Source organism: Natronococcus roseus (assembly GCF_043677095.1).
Taxonomy (GTDB): domain Archaea; phylum Halobacteriota; class Halobacteria; order Halobacteriales; family Natrialbaceae; genus Natronococcus; species Natronococcus roseus.
Genome location: NZ_JBHLJR010000010.1, coordinates 47,201 through 63,138, shown reverse-complemented (window position 1 = coordinate 63,138; position 15,938 = coordinate 47,201). Strand labels below are relative to the sequence as shown.

At 65.7% G+C, this 15,938-nt stretch carries 16 protein-coding genes; 9 read left to right on the top strand and 7 right to left on the bottom strand.

The window, feature by feature from the left end; genetic code table 11:
• Positions 1-45 precede the first annotated feature (45 nt).
• From ACFEMD_RS21330 to gfo6, 3 genes are read left to right on the top strand one after another with little or no spacing between them, the layout of a single operon-like run.
• Positions 46-909 carry a hypothetical protein gene (locus tag ACFEMD_RS21330; protein ID WP_394743283.1) on the top strand — a complete coding sequence of 288 codons (864 nt, stop codon included), beginning with the start codon at positions 46-48 and terminating at the stop codon, positions 907-909.
• Positions 910-955: 46 nt separating this feature from the next.
• Positions 956-1,381 (top strand): universal stress protein, encoded by a 426-nt coding sequence (locus tag ACFEMD_RS21325; RefSeq protein WP_394743282.1) that lies wholly within the window; start codon positions 956-958, stop codon positions 1,379-1,381.
• 36 nt (positions 1,382-1,417) lie between these two features.
• Positions 1,418-2,488, top strand: a complete 1,071-nt coding sequence (gene gfo6 / locus ACFEMD_RS21320) for a D-xylose 1-dehydrogenase Gfo6 (protein WP_394743281.1) — start codon at positions 1,418-1,420, stop codon at positions 2,486-2,488.
• Between the two features lie 665 nt (positions 2,489-3,153).
• Here gfo6 and ACFEMD_RS21315 read toward each other — a convergent pair.
• From ACFEMD_RS21315 to ACFEMD_RS21300, 4 genes are read right to left on the bottom strand one after another with little or no spacing between them, the layout of a single operon-like run.
• Positions 3,154-3,921: an IclR family transcriptional regulator gene (locus tag ACFEMD_RS21315; protein WP_394743280.1), complete on the bottom strand. Its 768-nt coding sequence runs from the start codon at positions 3,919-3,921 to the stop codon at positions 3,154-3,156.
• Positions 3,922-3,981: 60 nt separating this feature from the next.
• Positions 3,982-4,575: an HD domain-containing protein gene (locus tag ACFEMD_RS21310; RefSeq protein WP_394743279.1), complete on the bottom strand. Its 594-nt coding sequence runs from the start codon at positions 4,573-4,575 to the stop codon at positions 3,982-3,984.
• Positions 4,576-4,580: 5 nt separating this feature from the next.
• On the bottom strand, positions 4,581-5,303 hold the full coding sequence (locus tag ACFEMD_RS21305) for an EthD domain-containing protein (RefSeq protein ID WP_394743278.1): 723 nt from the start codon (positions 5,301-5,303) through the stop codon (positions 4,581-4,583).
• Positions 5,304-5,363: 60 nt separating this feature from the next.
• Positions 5,364-5,831 carry a VOC family protein gene (locus ACFEMD_RS21300; protein ID WP_394743277.1) on the bottom strand — a complete coding sequence of 156 codons (468 nt, stop codon included), beginning with the start codon at positions 5,829-5,831 and terminating at the stop codon, positions 5,364-5,366.
• Positions 5,832-5,949: 118 nt separating this feature from the next.
• Here ACFEMD_RS21300 and ACFEMD_RS21295 point away from each other — a divergent pair, with 118 nt between their 5' ends.
• From ACFEMD_RS21295 to ACFEMD_RS21280, 4 genes are all read left to right on the top strand, one after another.
• Positions 5,950-6,270 (top strand): EthD family reductase, encoded by a 321-nt coding sequence (locus tag ACFEMD_RS21295; RefSeq protein ID WP_394743276.1) that lies wholly within the window; start codon positions 5,950-5,952, stop codon positions 6,268-6,270.
• On the top strand, positions 6,267-7,964 hold the full coding sequence (locus ACFEMD_RS21290) for a thiamine pyrophosphate-binding protein (RefSeq protein WP_394743275.1): 1,698 nt from the start codon (positions 6,267-6,269) through the stop codon (positions 7,962-7,964). Before ACFEMD_RS21295 ends, ACFEMD_RS21290 begins: the two co-directional genes overlap by 4 nt.
• Before the next feature lie 78 nt (positions 7,965-8,042).
• Positions 8,043-9,011, top strand: coding sequence for an NAD-dependent epimerase/dehydratase family protein (locus ACFEMD_RS21285; protein WP_394743274.1), 969 nt, complete (start codon positions 8,043-8,045; stop codon positions 9,009-9,011).
• 88 nt (positions 9,012-9,099) lie between these two features.
• The gene (locus tag ACFEMD_RS21280) at positions 9,100-11,127 is read left to right on the top strand and encodes a primary-amine oxidase (protein WP_394743273.1); all 2,028 of its coding nucleotides are present in this window, start codon (positions 9,100-9,102) and stop codon (positions 11,125-11,127) included.
• Positions 11,128-11,139: 12 nt separating this feature from the next.
• Here the strand turns inward: ACFEMD_RS21280 and ACFEMD_RS21275 are convergent, their stop codons facing one another.
• Complete coding sequence (locus tag ACFEMD_RS21275; RefSeq protein ID WP_394743272.1) at positions 11,140-11,343, bottom strand: hypothetical protein; 204 nt, start codon at positions 11,341-11,343, stop codon at positions 11,140-11,142.
• A 101-nt stretch (positions 11,344-11,444) separates the two neighbouring features.
• Between ACFEMD_RS21275 and ACFEMD_RS21270 the strand changes: the two genes are divergently transcribed.
• Together ACFEMD_RS21270 and ACFEMD_RS21265 are read left to right on the top strand one after the other, a co-directional pair.
• Positions 11,445-12,719 carry a M24 family metallopeptidase gene (locus ACFEMD_RS21270; RefSeq protein ID WP_394743271.1) on the top strand — a complete coding sequence of 425 codons (1,275 nt, stop codon included), beginning with the start codon at positions 11,445-11,447 and terminating at the stop codon, positions 12,717-12,719.
• Positions 12,720-13,132: 413 nt separating this feature from the next.
• Positions 13,133-14,140, top strand: a complete 1,008-nt coding sequence (locus ACFEMD_RS21265; protein WP_394743270.1) for an LLM class flavin-dependent oxidoreductase — start codon at positions 13,133-13,135, stop codon at positions 14,138-14,140.
• A 27-nt stretch (positions 14,141-14,167) separates the two neighbouring features.
• Here the strand turns inward: ACFEMD_RS21265 and ACFEMD_RS21260 are convergent, their stop codons facing one another.
• Both ACFEMD_RS21260 and paaK read right to left on the bottom strand, forming a co-directional pair.
• The gene (locus ACFEMD_RS21260) at positions 14,168-14,554 is read right to left on the bottom strand and encodes a PaaI family thioesterase (protein ID WP_394743269.1); all 387 of its coding nucleotides are present in this window, start codon (positions 14,552-14,554) and stop codon (positions 14,168-14,170) included.
• A gap of 66 nt (positions 14,555-14,620) precedes the next feature.
• The gene (paaK, locus tag ACFEMD_RS21255) at positions 14,621-15,904 is read right to left on the bottom strand and encodes a phenylacetate--CoA ligase PaaK (RefSeq protein ID WP_394743268.1); all 1,284 of its coding nucleotides are present in this window, start codon (positions 15,902-15,904) and stop codon (positions 14,621-14,623) included.
• Positions 15,905-15,938: the final 34 nt, after the last annotated feature.

Here is a 15,938-nt window from a genome sequence, read left to right as displayed (position 1 = left end):
CCTCGACACCGAATCCGGGCTTTCACCCGATCCCGATCTAGAACCATGACCGACGAACTTTACGACCGTATTACGGAGATTCTCGACGAGGCCAGCACCGAGAGTGGCGCGCTCGCCGTTCCGGACGAGGACGGCGACGGCGCCGACGACGACCTGCTCGAGCTCTCCGAGGAGGCGGCCGATCTCCTCGAGTCGACGGACCCCCGCGAGCTGCTCGAGGCGGTCGGACTGGGCACGCTCGAAGACGGAACCGAACCCGAGACTGTTCCCGAGGCGATCACCAAGGGTGAGCCCGACCGCGTCGAGGAGCTCCGGCGGCTGGTCCGGCTCGCGAAGCTCGGCGACCGCGAGGAGGAAGGCGAGCTCGAGACCGCGATCGACGGGCTCCGCGAGGCGACCGAGGAGGGCGACGGCGACGAAGACGAAGCGGACGAGCAGAGCGACACCGAAGACGGCGACGACGACGGCGCCGAGGGCGAGTCGGAGGAAGGGGACGAGGAGGAAGTGACGGACGACGAAGAAGCGGCGGACGACGGGAGTGCGACCGACGAACTCGAGGAGCGCCTCCGGGACGCCGTCGGTTCGTCGGTCGAGGAGTTCGACGCCGACCTCGAGTCGGTTCGGGAGCAGCTGGCGGCGGCTGCCGACGACGGGTCGGACGAGGACGACGAGGACGACGAGGACGATCTCCTCGACTCCGCGGGCGATCTTTTGGACTCCGAAGAGGATGATGACGAAGACGACGAAGACGACGAAGACGAGGACGACGACGGCCTGCTGGGCTCCGACGACGGCGGACTCGGCTCGAGTGAGTCGTCCCGGCACTCGACGATGGCGCCGCCGCCGAACGAGCGGGCGGACATGAACGCGGTCAAGCGCCACTCGACGATGCCGAAGCGAAACCGGTAGCCGATCGCAGCCGTAGCTCTTTGTCGCTTGCTCGCGTAGATCCGATATGTACGACTCGATCCTCGTCGCGACCGACGGTAGTGAGACGGCGTCGGTGGCCGTCGAACACGCGATCGATCTCGCGGACCGCCTTGAGGCGACGCTGTACGGCGTCGCCGTCCTCGAGACCCGGACCGAGTACGACAACGCCATCGTCGATCCGAACGAGGTCGAACGCCACCTCCGGGAGCGGGCCGAGGCGTCGCTCGCAACCCTCGAGGAGCGAGCCGAGGCGGCCGGCGTTCCGGTCGAGACGGCCGTTCGGGTCGGGGTCCCGCACGAGGAGATCGTCACCTACGCCGACGACTGCGGGGTCGACGCGATCGTCGTCGGCAGCCGCGGACGGTCGGATTTCAAGGGGGCCCTGCTCGGGAGCACCGTCGACGCGGTCGTCAGGCTCGCGACCCGACCGGTGCTCGTCGTCGGCGGGTGAGGAGTTTTATTCCTCCTCCGAGTACCTTTTCCATAGATGCACGACTGGATCGACGGCTACGACGAGCGGGACTGGCAGACGACCGAGGAGGGTACCGTCCGGTACGCACTGATCGGGCTCGGCTGGTGGACAGTCGACGTCGCGATCCCGGCGATCGAAAACTCCGACCTCGGCGAGGTCTCGGTACTGGTGAGCAGTTCGACCGAGAAGGCCGAACGGCTCGCCGAGGAGAACGACGTCGAACGCGGGATCAGCTACGACCAGTACCACGACGGCGCGGCGAGCGACGCCTACGACGCCGTCTACGTCGGCACGCCAAACGCCTACCACCTCGAGTACGCCGAGACGGCGGCCGACCTTGGGAAGGCCGTCCTCTGTGAGAAGCCCATGGAGGCGACCGTCGAGCGGGCCGAACGGCTGGTCGAGGCCTGCGAGGACGGCGACGTTCCCCTGATGATCGCCTATCGAATGCAGACCGAACCCGCGGTTCGTCGGGCGAGGGAGCTCGTCGAGTCGGGTTTCATTGGCGAGCCCGTCTCGGTCTACGGCGCGAACGGCCAGCCCCTGCTCGAGATGAACCCCGATCACGACCAGTGGCGACTCGATCCGGAGCTCTCCGGGTACGGCACCTCCGTGATGGATCTGGGCATCTATTCGATCAATACGACGCGATACCTGCTTCGGCGTGAGCCCGTGGCAGTCTCCTCGCGGATGACCTCTCACCACGAGGCGTTCGACGACGTGCCCGACGAACGCGCCTCCTCGTCGCTGCTGCTCGAGGACGACGTTCACATGATCACGACCTCGAGCCAGCGCGCCCACGAGGACACCCATCTAAAACTCACCGGAACCGAGGGGACGATCGAACTCGACCCGGCGTTCCACGGCGAGGCGACCCTGCAACTCTCTCGCGGTGACGTCTCCGTCGAAATCGAACACGAAGGGTTCGACGCCCAACGAGAGGTTCGGGAGGTGTTCGACTACTTCGCGGACCGCGTGCTGACCGACGGCGAGATATACCCCGACGGCCGCCACGGGCTCGCCGATATGCGTGTCATCGAGGCGATACACCGGGCTGCCGACGAGGAACGATCGGTGGAGCTCTGAGCGCGCCGGCACCGACCGATCGACTGGATCCCGCGGAACGACGCTGTCGGTTCAATAATCGACTAATTGACAACCGATTGATTCGTATTCCGAGGATAGGATATTCACATTTGATACAATACTACTGCGTTTTTCGACTATGTCTTTGCAGCTTTCATACGAGTGCTCTATGCTATTCCAGAAGTTGATAGCGAAAACAAAGCGATTTAGAACGGTTTGTTGACTCGACTCTTTCTCTGTATATATTCCAGAAAGGCGCACATATAGCGAATAAAACGGAAGGAATGGGAAGAACGATTGCTTCGGTAACTACCCAGTCGACCCACTGTCTGGTCGGTGGTGATTCGAGCAGTAGAACTATCTCGGCGGTTGATACTGTGCTATAGTGATGCCCTATATTGGCAATACTAGTAGTGTATCCCTCCGGACATTTCGAACAGTATCAATTGCCGGAACTGATGGACACCGCTCGAGGTAGTGTCACCCTGCTCGTGTTTGAGTTGCTGAAACATCGAGGGACGATATGGATTCGGGCGGTCTCTCCTACCCGTCTGTCGGCAGGATATTACAGAGGTATGTTCGTAATGCCCTCCCGGCACTCGACAGGGTGACGGGTCGCTCGAGCACGAACCGTTCGAGCAGTTCGAACATCACACCGCAGCGAGTCAGGAGTGGGCGAGGTTAACCTCGATCTCGTTCGTCGCGCCGAGCAGGAGCGCCGGTAGCTCTTCGGTCAACACCTCGCCGCGGAGCCGATTGGCGGGGCCGGCGACGCTGATCGCCGCGACGGCGTCGCCGGAGTCGGATCTGATCGGCGCGCCGACCGCGCGGACCCCGCGAACCGACTCCTCGCGGTTGATCGCGTACCCCCGCTCGCGGATCGTCTCGAGGCGCTCCCGAAGCTCGGATCGGTCGGTGATCGTCTCGTCGGTCGCCGCCTCGAGCCCGCGTTCCTCGAGGATCGTCCCGATTCGCGCTTCGGGCAGGTGCGCGAGGATCGCCTTTCCCGCGGCGAACTGGTGCAGCGGGGTTCGCCTGCCGACTCGAGCGTGGGTCCGCACCGAGTGGCGCCCCTCGGCGCCGTAGATGTGGACGCCGACGCCGTGTTCCTCGATCACGCACCAGACCTTCTCGTCGGTCGCTGCGGCGAGTTCGTCGACTTTCGGCTTTGCCGCCTCGAAGACGGGTTGCCGGTTCCGGACGTAGGTCCCGTAGTCCAGAAACCACGTTCCGAGACGGTACGCCTCACCCTCCCGAACGAGGAGGCCTCGATCCTCGAGCGTTCGGGCGTGGCGGGATGCGGTGCTCTTCGCGATCCCGAGTTCGTCCGCGATCGCCGTCACACCTGCTTGATCCCGGCGTTTGAGCAGGGCAACGATCTCGAGGGCGGTCTCGACGGTCTCGACCGGTCTGTACCCCGGTTCGGATCCCATACCGGTAGTGGTGAGCGCACCGACAAAAGTGTGTTCCCGCTATTCGAACAGCTCGGTCGCTCACGCGGTCTGGGAATACTCTTCGACCCACTCCTGGAGCGTGATTCCCATCGTCGCCTGCGTGATCGCGTTCGAGGACGCCGAGTTCGCGCTCTTGACGAGTTCGGCCTCGAGGGTCCGTTTCGGGACTTCGCCGAGGAAGTGGGGGATCGCCCGCTGGACGGCGAGCGGACAGCCGACCTCGTGGGCCAGCGCGTATCCTGAGATGGAGTGGGGGATCTCCTCGCTGACGTAGCGCGGGTCGGGCTCTTCGAGGAGCGCGTCGTCGACGTGGTCGGGGTACTCGTAACACTTCCCGACGTCGTGGAGAAGACACGCGGCCGCGATCGTATCCGTATCGGGGTCCGCACCGTGGAACTCCCGCTGTTCGCGGGCGCTCTCGAGGGCGATACGGGTGACCCCGCGGACGTGTTCGACGTTCGTCACCTCTCGGATGTTCCAGGCGTAGGGGATGTCCTCGACGTCTCGCCAGCCGCCGCGTTCCAGACCGAGGGTCCACGCCTCGACGACCCGCTCCCGGAGGTCGTCGCTCCCGATGCGCTCGAGTTCGGGGAACGCCTCGCGGACCTGTCGCTCGAAATCGGAGTCGGCCATCGCGATCAGCGCTCGCCCTCGCGTTTGACGAGTCGCTCCCGCCCGATGAGACGGGGCCGCTCATCGATCGCGAGGAAGTTGTCGACGTCCTCGCGGGCCTCCCTTGCTTTCCCCTTCTCGGGGTCGTAGTCCCGCGACCCCTCGCTCCCCAGCGCGTCGTACAGTTTCTCGAGATCCTCGAAGTAGAGTTCGGCGACGCCGTCGAACTCGGCGTTGTCGGGGTCGGTTGGGATAACGGTGTTGTACTTCACGACGCCGTCGATCTCGCGGGCGATCGGGGTGTGTTCGGTCTGCCAGTAGTCGACGAACGCCTCGTGGCTCATCCCTTCCTTCCGGACGAGGAAGGCGGAGTGTTTATAGAGACCGTCCGTGTCGCCGTCGACCTCGTCCTTCTGGACGATCTCCTCGCCGATGACGCGGGGACGTTCCTCGATCGCGAGGAAGTTATCGACGTCCTCGCGGGCCTCTCTGGCCTTGCCTTTCTCGGGGTCGTAGTCCCGCGATCCCTCGCTGCCGAGCGCGTCGTACAGCTTCTCTATGTCCTCGAAGTAAAGTTCGGCGATCCCATCGAACTCGGCGTGGTCGGGCTCCGTGGGGAGAACCTGCTGGTAGCGGACGACGCCGTCGATCTCGCGAGCGATCGGGGTGTGCTCGGTCTGCCAGTAGTCGACGAACGCCTCGTGGCTCATCCCGTCCTGGCGGACGAGAAGGGCGACGTGTTTGTACATCGGGACGGTGATTTTCCACACAGACCAATAAAGTATGAGGATCGTGACCGCTTGACATCCTCAGAGCGGTTCCCCGTCGACGAACAGCGCCTCACCCGCCGCCCGCGTCTCGGCGTAGCCGTCGTGGTACTCCATTAATTGGAACAGTGCGCCGGTCGGGTTGCTCGGCGGGAGGAACGCCTCCGTCCAGTGGTCGAACTCGGCGCGGTCGACGACCGCGATGCCCCGTTCTACGAGCGTGTCGACGGCTCGATCGAGGTCGGCGACCTCGAGCGTGACGTGGTGGAGGCCGGGACCGTTTCGCTCGAGGAACTCAGTCAGAAACGACTCCGATTCCTCTCTGGGAGCGATAAGCTCGAGCCGTGAAGCACCACCTAACACGTACGTCGCCCAGGTGAACGACCCGTACTCGCTTCGCTCCTCGTGGATCTTCTCGCAGCCGAGCGCGAACAGCAGCTCCTCGGCCTCCTCGATCGACTCGACGGCGATCCCGACGTGGTCGACGCGTACCGCTGGCATCTCGGTCATACTGGCGACAGTGTGATCTCCACACATAGCTGTTCGGGCCGCGGAAACGATCGTCACGCCGATCGGGGACACGTCGCACCGACAGAACGAAGGGAAGAGCTCGCAACAGTACGACTGCATGATCAAACAGGTCGAGTTTTTGGTCCGCGGAGACGAGTACAGCCACGAGGAGTTCGTCGAGTGGTGGCAGGGCGATCACGCCGACCTCGCGCGCGACCTACCCGGGCTGAAGCGCTACACCACGTCGGTCCCGACGAATCCCGACGCCGTCGAGTACGACGGCGTGCTCGAGCTCGCCTTCGAGGACATGGCGGCGCTCGAGGACGCCTTCGACTCCGAAACGGGCCAAGAGGTGATGGCCGACGCCGCCGACTACGTCGACTTCGACGCCGGCGAGCGCATGATCGTCGAGGAGACGGTCCACGTCGACGAGAGATGACGACCACCGCCGCTGCACTCGTCGAAACCCTCGAGGAGCTCGAGGTCGAGTACGTCTTCGGCTACCCCGGCGGGCGCGCGATCGAGCTGCTCGAGCACCTGCCGGAATCGGAGATCGACCTCGTCCGACCCCGCGACGAGCGCGAGGCCAGCGTCATGGCCGAGACCTACGGCCGGCTCACCGGGAATCCAGGGGTACTCACCGGACAGGGACCCTGGATCGGCAGCCTGGGACTAATGGGGCAACTGGAGGCTCGGCTCGGCTCCTCACCGATGGTCGTGCTCACCGAGGCCTCCGAACGGGGCGAGTACTCCACGCTCGCGCCCTACCAGCAGGCCCGCGGGGACTACGGCGGGTTCAGCCTCCCGAAAATCCTCGACGGCGTCACGAAGGAGTGGTGGTTCCCGCGCACGCCGATCGAGACGCTCCGGAGCACGCAGCTGGCGTTCAAACACGCCGTCGCCGGCCGACCCGGTCCCACCGCGGTCGTGCTGGACGGGGACGCGATCAGCGACGCGGTGCCCGACGACCCGACCCCGCCCGCGTGGGATGCGCGCGAGCAAACCCGGACCTGGGACGCCGCGCCGACCCCGGCAGACGTCGCTAGCGCCGCCGAGGCTCTCGAGAACGGGGCCAGGCCCGTGATCGTCGCGGGGAACGGTATCCATGCAGCGAAAGCGTACGACGAACTCGCTGCAGTCGCCGACGCCTACGACTGCGCCGTCGTTACCTCCTACCTGGGGAAGTCGACGTATCCGGAGACCGACGAGCGCGCCGCGGGCGTCATCGGCTCGTTCGGCCACGAGGGCGCCAACCAGGTCGTCAGCGAGGCCGACACGCTGCTCGTCGTCGGCTGCCGGCTGAACCCGATGGACACGAACTGGCAGGCGCCCGACTTCGTTCGTCCAGAGGAGCAGACGATCGTCCACGCCGATGTCGACGCCCGGAACGCCGGCTGGGTCTACCCCGCCGACGTCGGCCTGATCGGCGACGCGAAGGCGACTCTCGAGGCGCTCGCCGACGCCGGGAGCGGGGAGAACGGCTGGGCGCTCGAGCGCGCCGCCGAGGCCAGGGAGTGGTTCACCGCGCCCGAGTGCGAGGACGACTCCGCACCGATCAAGCCCCAGCGTGCGGCCAAGGAGATCCAGGCCGTCGTCGACGAGGACACCATCGTTACAGCCGATTCCGGCAACAACCGGTTCTGGCTGCTGTACTACCTTCAGACGCCCGCGATCCGCTCCTACTTCGGGAGCGGCGGCGTCGGCGGGATGGGGTGGGCGAACCCGGCCGCAGTGTCGGCGGCGTTGACGACGGACAGGGACGTGATCGCCGTCGCGGGCGACGGCGGGTTCTCGATGACGATGAACAGCGTCGAGACGGCCGTCGAGTACGGCGTCGCGCCGACGTTCGTCGTCCTGAACGACACCAGCCTCGGGATGGTCCGCCAGATGCAACACGAGGATGGCGACATCGCGGGCGTCGAGTTCCACGACACCGACTTCGTGAAAGTCGCAGAGGCGTTCGGTGTGGTCGGGTGCCGGGTGACCGACCCCGACGAGTTCGCCGCCGCGCTCGCGGAGGGGAAGACGGCAGATACCCCGCACGTCATCGATGTCCGGATCGACCGCGAGGAGGACATGGCCGAGACGCTGTCCTCCTCGTTCTACGACTCGGTCGGGGGACTCCACGAGTGACGGCGGCCGTCGACCCCCGACGTCGACGGCTCGATCGAACACCAACCTATACGTGAACTATCGACATACGCTGAACACATGACCGACGACAACGCGACCGTGCTGGTAACCGGCGGAACCGGCTTCATCGGTTCCTACGTGGTACAGGACCTGCTCGAGCACGGCCACGACGTCGTGGCCTACGACCTCTCGACGGACACGGAAATACTCGAGAAACTCGGCGTTGCCGACGACGCCGCGGTGCGACCGGGCGACGTCTCCGAACCGACGGACGTGATCCGCGCGGTCAAGGAGACGGGGGCGACTCATATCGTCCACCTCGCCGCGTTGCTGACGACGACCGCCCGCGAGAACCCCCGGAGCGCGGCCGAGGTGAACATCATGGGGACGAACAACGTCCTCGAGGCTGCCCGGACCCTCGACGACCAGGTCGAGCGCGTCGCCTGGGCGTCCTCGGCGGCGGCGTACGCCCCGCCGCACAACTACGACGCCGAATGGATCGACGAGGACGAACTCCTGTATCCGGACACGCTCTACGGGGCAACCAAGGAGTACAACGAACATCAGGCTCGGGTCTACCACGAGGACTACGGCCTCGACCACGTCGCCCTGCGGCCGACGGTCGCCTACGGCCCCTACCGCGAGACCGGCGGATCGGCCTTTCTCGCGAACATCATCGAGAAGCCCGCGCTCGGCGAGTCCTACAGCGTCGAGTACGGCGACCAGGCGATCGACTGGCAACACGTCGAGGACATCGCCCAGGCGTTCCAGAAGGCGGCCTTTACCCCGAAAGACGAGCTCACGCAGCGCGTCTACAACGTCCGCGGCGTGCTCGCGACGGTGCGAGAGGCCGCCGAGGCCGTCGAGAGCGTGCTGCCCGACGCCGACATCGACGTCTCCGACGACGGCGAACTTCCTTGGACACAGAACCTCGACATGACGAAGGCCAAGGAGGACCTCGGCTACGAGCCCGAGTACGACCTCGAGTCGGGCTTCCGGAAGTACATCAACGTGTTGCGCGAGGAGGAGGGACTCGAGCCGGTGTAAGCTACGGCGCGAGTCCGACGGGCCAGCGCTCGAGTGGCAGACCGGACCGCTACGAAGCTATTTGGTTCCCGTCGTGTACCCCGTACACATGGCACAGGAAGCCACGCACACGGCGGACCACCCGCTCGATCCGCTTTCACCGCACGAGATCGAATCCGCATACGAGATCCTGACAGCGGAGCGAGCGATCGGCGACTCGAGTCTCTGTATCAAGATCGAACTGGCGGAGCCGCCGAAGGAGGCCATCGAGGCCTACGACGACGGCGGCGACGCTCCCGACCGGCGGGCGCGGATCGTCGTCAGGGACGGTGCGGAACGGAAGACGATCGAGGCCGTCGTCTCGCTGGACGAGGACGCCGTCGTCTCCTGGGAGCACGTCGAGGGTGCACAGCCCTCGATCGCGATCGAGGAGTTCGTCGCCTGCGAGGAGACGGTCAAGGAAAACGAAGAGTGGCAGGCGGCCCTCGAGCGCCGCGGGATCGAGAACACCGATCGGGCGATGGTCGACCCGTGGTCGGTCGGCCACGAATTTGTCCCCGAGGGCGTCGACCGGTCGAAGCGGCTGGCTCACGGGCTGACCTTTCTCCGGCCGAACGAGGACGCCGGCGACGAGGGGTACGCGAAGCCGGTCACCGGAGTTCACACCTTCGTCGATCTGGACCGGATGGCGGTCGTGAAAGTCGTCGACTACGGTCCGCCGGACGAGGACGAGCCGCTTCCGCCAGAGGGAATGGCCTACCGCGAGGACGACGTCGACTTGCGCGACGACCTGACCGCGTACAACGTCGACCAGCCGGACGGCCCGAGCTGGAGCGTCGAGGGGCAGAAGCTCGAGTGGCAGGGGTGGCACATACGCATCGGCTGGACCCAACGCGAGGGGCTCGTCCTCCACGATATCGGCTACGAGGACGACGGCGAGGTGCGCTCGATCATCGACCGCGCGTCGTGTGCCGAGATGTCCGTGCCGTACGGTACGACGGACATCAACGACCGATTTAAGAACGCGATGGACGTCGGCGAGTACAACATCGGCCGGCTCGCGAAGTCGCTGACCAACGGCTGTGACTGCCTCGGCCACATGCACTACTGGGACGCCGTGATGAACACCGCCGGCGGCGAGGCGAACGTACTGGAGAACGCGATCTGTCTCCACGAGGAGGACAACGGCACCCTCTGGGAGCGAAGCGACTGGCGCACCGGGAGCGACGAGGTCCGCAGGCGCCGGCGACTCGTCGTCTCGTTCGTCGCCGCGGTCGGCAACTACGACTACATCTTCAACTGGTACTTCTACCAGGACGCCTCGATGGAGGTCGAGGTCCGGCTGACGGGGATCGACAGCGTCTCCGCCGTCGGTCCGGACGACGATCCCTCGGGGTACGGCGAACTCGTCGCGCCACAGCTCAACGGCCCGATCCACCAGCACTTCTTCAACTTCCGGCTGGACGTGAACGTCGACGACGGGCCGAACACGCTCTACCGCGTCGAGAACCAGCAGGTCCCGGCCGGGCCGGACGGCCTCGAGCCGATGGGCGACGCCGACGACCGCACCCACAACCCCGGCGGCAACGCCTTCTACGCGAAGCGTACGAAACTCGCGAGCGAGGAGTCTGCCAAGGAGCTGATCGATCCGCTCAAGGGCCGCTACTGGCAGGTCGTGAATCCGACCGAAGAGAACCGGCTCGGGAGGCCGACCGGCTACCGACTCATGCCCGGCGGCAACGTCGAGGCAGCAGTGCAGCCGGGCTCGAGCGTGATGAAACGCTCCGGATTCATCGAGTACCACCTATGGGCGACGCCGTTCCGCGAGGACGAACGGTATCCGTCGGGTCGGTACCCCAATCAGCATCCCGGTGGCGCGGGGCTCCCGGCCTGGACCGCGGCGGACCGAAATCTCGAGGAGGAGGACCTGGTCCTGTGGTACACGCTCGGCGTGAACCACGTCACCCGGCCCGAGGACTGGCCGATCCTGCCGGTGCAGGTCTACAGCTTCAAGCTACAGCCGGTCAACTTCTTCGAGGAAAGTCCGGCGATCGACGTCCCGCCCCAGCACGCGATCGAGGGCCAAGACGTCCCGGGCCACGGCGAGAGCTGCTCGGCTGACGCGGACGACGACTGATCTCGTCGCGACTCAGTCGGGGGCGTCGATCGCCCCTTCCTTCCGGTCCAGGATGCGGCGGATTTCGTTGCCTTCCAGCAGGTCGACCAGGTCCTGGCCACCGTTTCGGTACGCCTCGAGCTGTTCGTCGTCCAGATAGTCTTCGATCTCGTTGGGTTCGAGGAGCGCCTCGAGCGTGTCGTCGATATCTTCCGGATCGTATCCTGGCACTGGCATAGGATAACACACTACGTCGATGCTTTTATACTATGGCCTCGGCGTGCGATCGGCCGTCCGACAGCGGTACGGTTTAGTAGGCTCCCCTGATACGTCACGCCATGACGTTCCACGAGCGCGACTACATGGAGGGCACGCTCGGTACGCAGGCCGTCGACTGGGAGGAACGGATCGACACCCAGCGGCTGCGCGAGAAGCGCAAGGAACGTGCCCTCGAGCGGCTCCGGGAGACCGACCTCGGCGCGCTGTTGCTCGTCTCGGATCCGAACATCCGGTACGTGACCGGGCTGGCGATGACCGGCGGCAGCGGCGCGGATCACTACACGCTGCTCACCGAGAACGGCGACGTCGTCCACTGGGATACTGCGGATCACGCGAGCAACCAGCGGGCGAACTGCCCCTGGCTCCACGACATCCGGTATGCCTGTCCCGGCCTCGGCAACGTGCCGCGGGCCTCGGGCAGCCCCTCGGCGCGGCGGTTCCTGCTGTCGACGATGGCCGAAACCGTCCACGAGGCCATGGAGGAGTACGGCGTCGCCGACGAGAAACTGGGGGTCGACGTCGGTAACTGGGGGCTGCTCGAGGCCCTCGAAGAGCGTGGCGTCGAGACCGATTCCGGAACCGCGCAGTCGGTGATGGAGGACGCCCGAAAAATCAAGACCACCGAGGAGATCGAGTGCCTGCGGCAGGTCGCGGCGATCTGCGAGGCCGGCTTCCAGCGGATCACGGATTCTGCGAAACCCGGGATGCGAGAGAACGAGGTCTGGGGTGAAGCGGTTCAAGAACTCTGGCGCCACGGCGCCTTCGTCGGCGGGGGGTATCTCACGTCGGGGCCGAACACCTGGCCGAAACACCAGGCGAACACGACCGACCGGGCGATCCGACCCGGCGACCTCGTCTACGCCGATTTTTATAATATCGGCTACTTGGGCTACCGATCGTGCTACTACCGGACGTTCTCGATGGGCGAGCCGACAGAGGAGCAACAGCGGGCGTACGAAACAGCGCGTGACAACCTCTACGACGTCCTCGAGCGCATCGAACCCGGCGCGACGACCGACGAGATCGCGCAGGGGTTTCCCGATATGGAAGGCGAGCACGCCGACTACTACGACGCCGAGGAACACTGGCAACTGACGACCAACCACTGGGCCCACGGGCTCGGCCTCCAGCTGTACGAGGTGCCCCTGATTTGGCGTGGCCTCTCCCCCGACCACCCGATCGAGATCGAGGAGGGGATGACGATGGCCGTCGAGACCCAGGAGCCTGCGGGTCGACAGGGCGTCCGCGTCGAGGAGATGGTCGTCGTCCGATCGGACGGCGTCGAGATCCTGAGCCAGTGGCCCGCCGAGGAGATCACCGTCATCGACTACTGAACGCTCGATTCGGGGCATCTCGAGCGGTGTTGGATCCATTACGAACACCAGAAAGCCCCTGCTGCGGTGGACCCCCAGGCCTCGCTGCGCGCCTCGGACTTCGTCCTGTGGTGCTTACGTCGGCCGGGTTCGTCCACCACAGCAGCCCCTTTCTTTCCCACCCGTATCGGCCGATCGGACGGGCTACCGCGGGTGGGAATGAAAGGGGCTGCCGGTATCCGCGAAGACGGGCGCAGCAAGCACTGGACCGAACGAAGTGAGGGAAGCGCGCAGCAAGCCCCTCGAGCGGATACCGGCAGGGGCTTTCGTGGTGTTCATGACGAAAGTGAAGCAGGTATCCTCGTCTTCGAACCGGAACGCGACCACTAGCTGGTTCGCTAACAATTATGCCGAGTCCCGATGATACGGTGAGTATGGAACTCGGGACCGGCCTTGTTACCGCCCAGCGGCGGCCCGGCGACGACCGCGAGCCGAGCGAGCTGTACGACGACGTCCTGCGGCTGACCCGCGAGATCGAGGACGCGGGCCTGGACAGCGCGTGGGTGTCCGAACACCACTTCGAGGCGGACGGCTACCTCTCGGGGACGATGCCCACGCTGGGGGCGATGGCCGCCGAGACCGACGACCTCGAGATCGGCAGCTGCGTCGCGCTCGGGCCGCTGTACGACCCGATCCGGCTCGCCGAGGACGCGGCGACGGTCGATCTGCTCTCGGAGGGTCGGCTCACGCTCGGGCTCGCCATCGGGTCGAACCCGCGGGAGTTCGACGTCTTCGGCGTCCCGCGCGAGGAACGTGCCGAACGGCTCGCGGATCTCGTCCCGTTCCTGCGGGGTGCCTGGAGCGAGGGGAATCTCGAGTACGACGCCGAGTTCCACGACGTCCCGACGAACGTCTCGATCACGCCGAAACCCGTCGGTGGGGACGTGCCGGTTATGCTCGGGGGCGCGGCCAAACCCGCCGTTCGCCGCGCGGCCAGAATCGGCGACGGCTGGTGTGCGCCGTCCGCACTGTCGCTCGAGGGCGTCAGGAAACGCGTCGCGGACATCCGGAGCGTTCGCGAGGAGGAAGGGCTCGAGGGAGAGTTCACGATCTACGTCCTTCAGCACGGCTGGGTCGGCGACTCCCGCGAGGCGGCCTGGGAGGCGATGCGCGAGGGCTACTTCTACCTCCAGCGTCGCTACGCGGAGATCTTTTCGGGCGAGTCGGTCGACGAACTCGACGAGGGGCGCAAGCGGGAGCTGAAAGAACAGGCCATCTTCGGTACGTCCGAGCAGGTTCGCGAGGAACTCGAGACCTACCGCGAGACGCTCGGCGACGACGTTCACTTCATCCTCCGAACGTACTATCCCGGGGTCGAGACCGACGAGATGATCGACTGTGTTCACCGGCTGGGCGACGAAGTCGCCCCCAAACTTCGGTAGCTCCAGTCGAATCGCGGTAGAATAGAACTAACCGGTTTTGTAGACGCCTCGAGCGTCGGCAATGAGTGTCTCGGCCCCCACCGTGTAGACCTTGACGTCGACGGTGCCGACGTCGCTGCCACAGCGCACGACGTCGGCTTCGGCGTAGAGATCGCCCGTTCCTGCGCTGAGGTAGTCGATACGCATGTCGATCGTCGGGACGGGCTGGTCGACCAGCGAGACCAGCGCCGCGCCGCCGACGGTGTCGGCTAGCGTGAACGTGACGCCGCCGTGAGCCATCAGTTCGTCCTCGTTCCAGGAGAGCTCCTCGCGCATCTCGAGGCGACCCTCGGCGTGTCCGTCGGCACACTCGGTAACCTCGATCCCCAGCAGGGATGCGAAGGGCATCCCCTCGAAGAACGCTTCGATATCCATGCAACACGGTGCCGTACGAATCCTAATAAAAGTAACAGGCCGCTCGCGATTCCCGACGAGAGCGCGTCAGCGGTGATCGTAGACTCGCTTGACCTTCCCCACCTCCGTCCGCTCGATCGTTCCGTACTCGACCAGCTCGAGGACGTCGGGTCGGATGGAGAGGACGTTCCGCAGCCGCTCGAGGATCGTCTCGTGGAGTCGTTCGCGGTCGCCGTCGAACCCCCGAGTCAGCTCGACGGTCAGCTCCAGCCGATCCAGTTCGTCCTCGCGGGAGAGGTCGATCCGATAGTGGGGTGCCACCGCGTCGAACTCGAGGACGACGTCCTCGATCTGGCTCGGATACAGGTTGGCGCCCCGAACGGTGAGCAGGTCGTCGGCTCGACCGGTAACGCCGTCCATTCGCGCCATCGTCCGCCCACAGTCGCACTCGTCGATGGTGAGCGAGGTGAGATCTCCCGTCCGGTAGCGCAGGACGGGCAGCGCTTCCTTCGAGAGCGACGTCAGGACGAGTTCGCCCTCCTCGCCCTCCGGCAGGGGCTCGCCCGTCTTCGGGTCGACGATCTCCGGGAAGAAGTGGTCTTCCCAGATATGCATCCCGTCCTGAGCCTCGCGGCACTCGACGGCGACGCCGGGCCCGATCAGCTCCGAGAGGCCGTAGTTCTCGATCCCGACCGCGCCGAGGCGGTCCTCGAGTTCCGCGCGCATCGGCTCCGTACAGGGCTCGGCACCGTACAGCACCGTCGAGAGCGGGAGCTCGCGGGGATCGACGCCCACCTCGCGGGCGGTTTCGGCGAAGTACAGCGCGTACGAGGGCGTGCAGGCGATGGCGTCGCTCTCGAGGTCGCGGGCGAGCTCGACCTGACGCTGGGTGTTGCCGCTGCCCGTCGGGATCACCGTCGCGCCGAGGGCCTCGGCCCCGCCGTGGAAGCCGAGCCCGCCCGTGAAGAGGCCGTAGCCGTAGGCGTTCTGGACGGTATCTCCCGGTTCGATCCACGCGGCTTCCAGCGATCGAGCCATCACCTCGTCCCACAGCTCGAGGTCGCGCTCGGTGTAGCCGACGATCTTGGGTTTGCCCGTCGTGCCCGACGAGGCGTGGATACGCAGGAGTTCGTCGTCGTCGACGGCGAAGAGGCCGTCGGGATACTCGTCGCGGAAGTCCTCTTTCGTCGTGAACGGCAACCGTTCGAGGTCGTCGACTGACTGTACGTCTTCGGGCGAAACGCCGGCCTCGTCCAGCCGCTCGCGGTAGAGCGGGACGTTCTCGTAGGCGTGAGCGACGGTGTCGCGGAGCCGCTCGGACTGCAGCTCCCGGCGCTCCTCGAGGCCGGTTCGCTCGGTAGTGCCTGCCATGGCTCGTCCCGAGTGCACGATACCGAGTACCAAA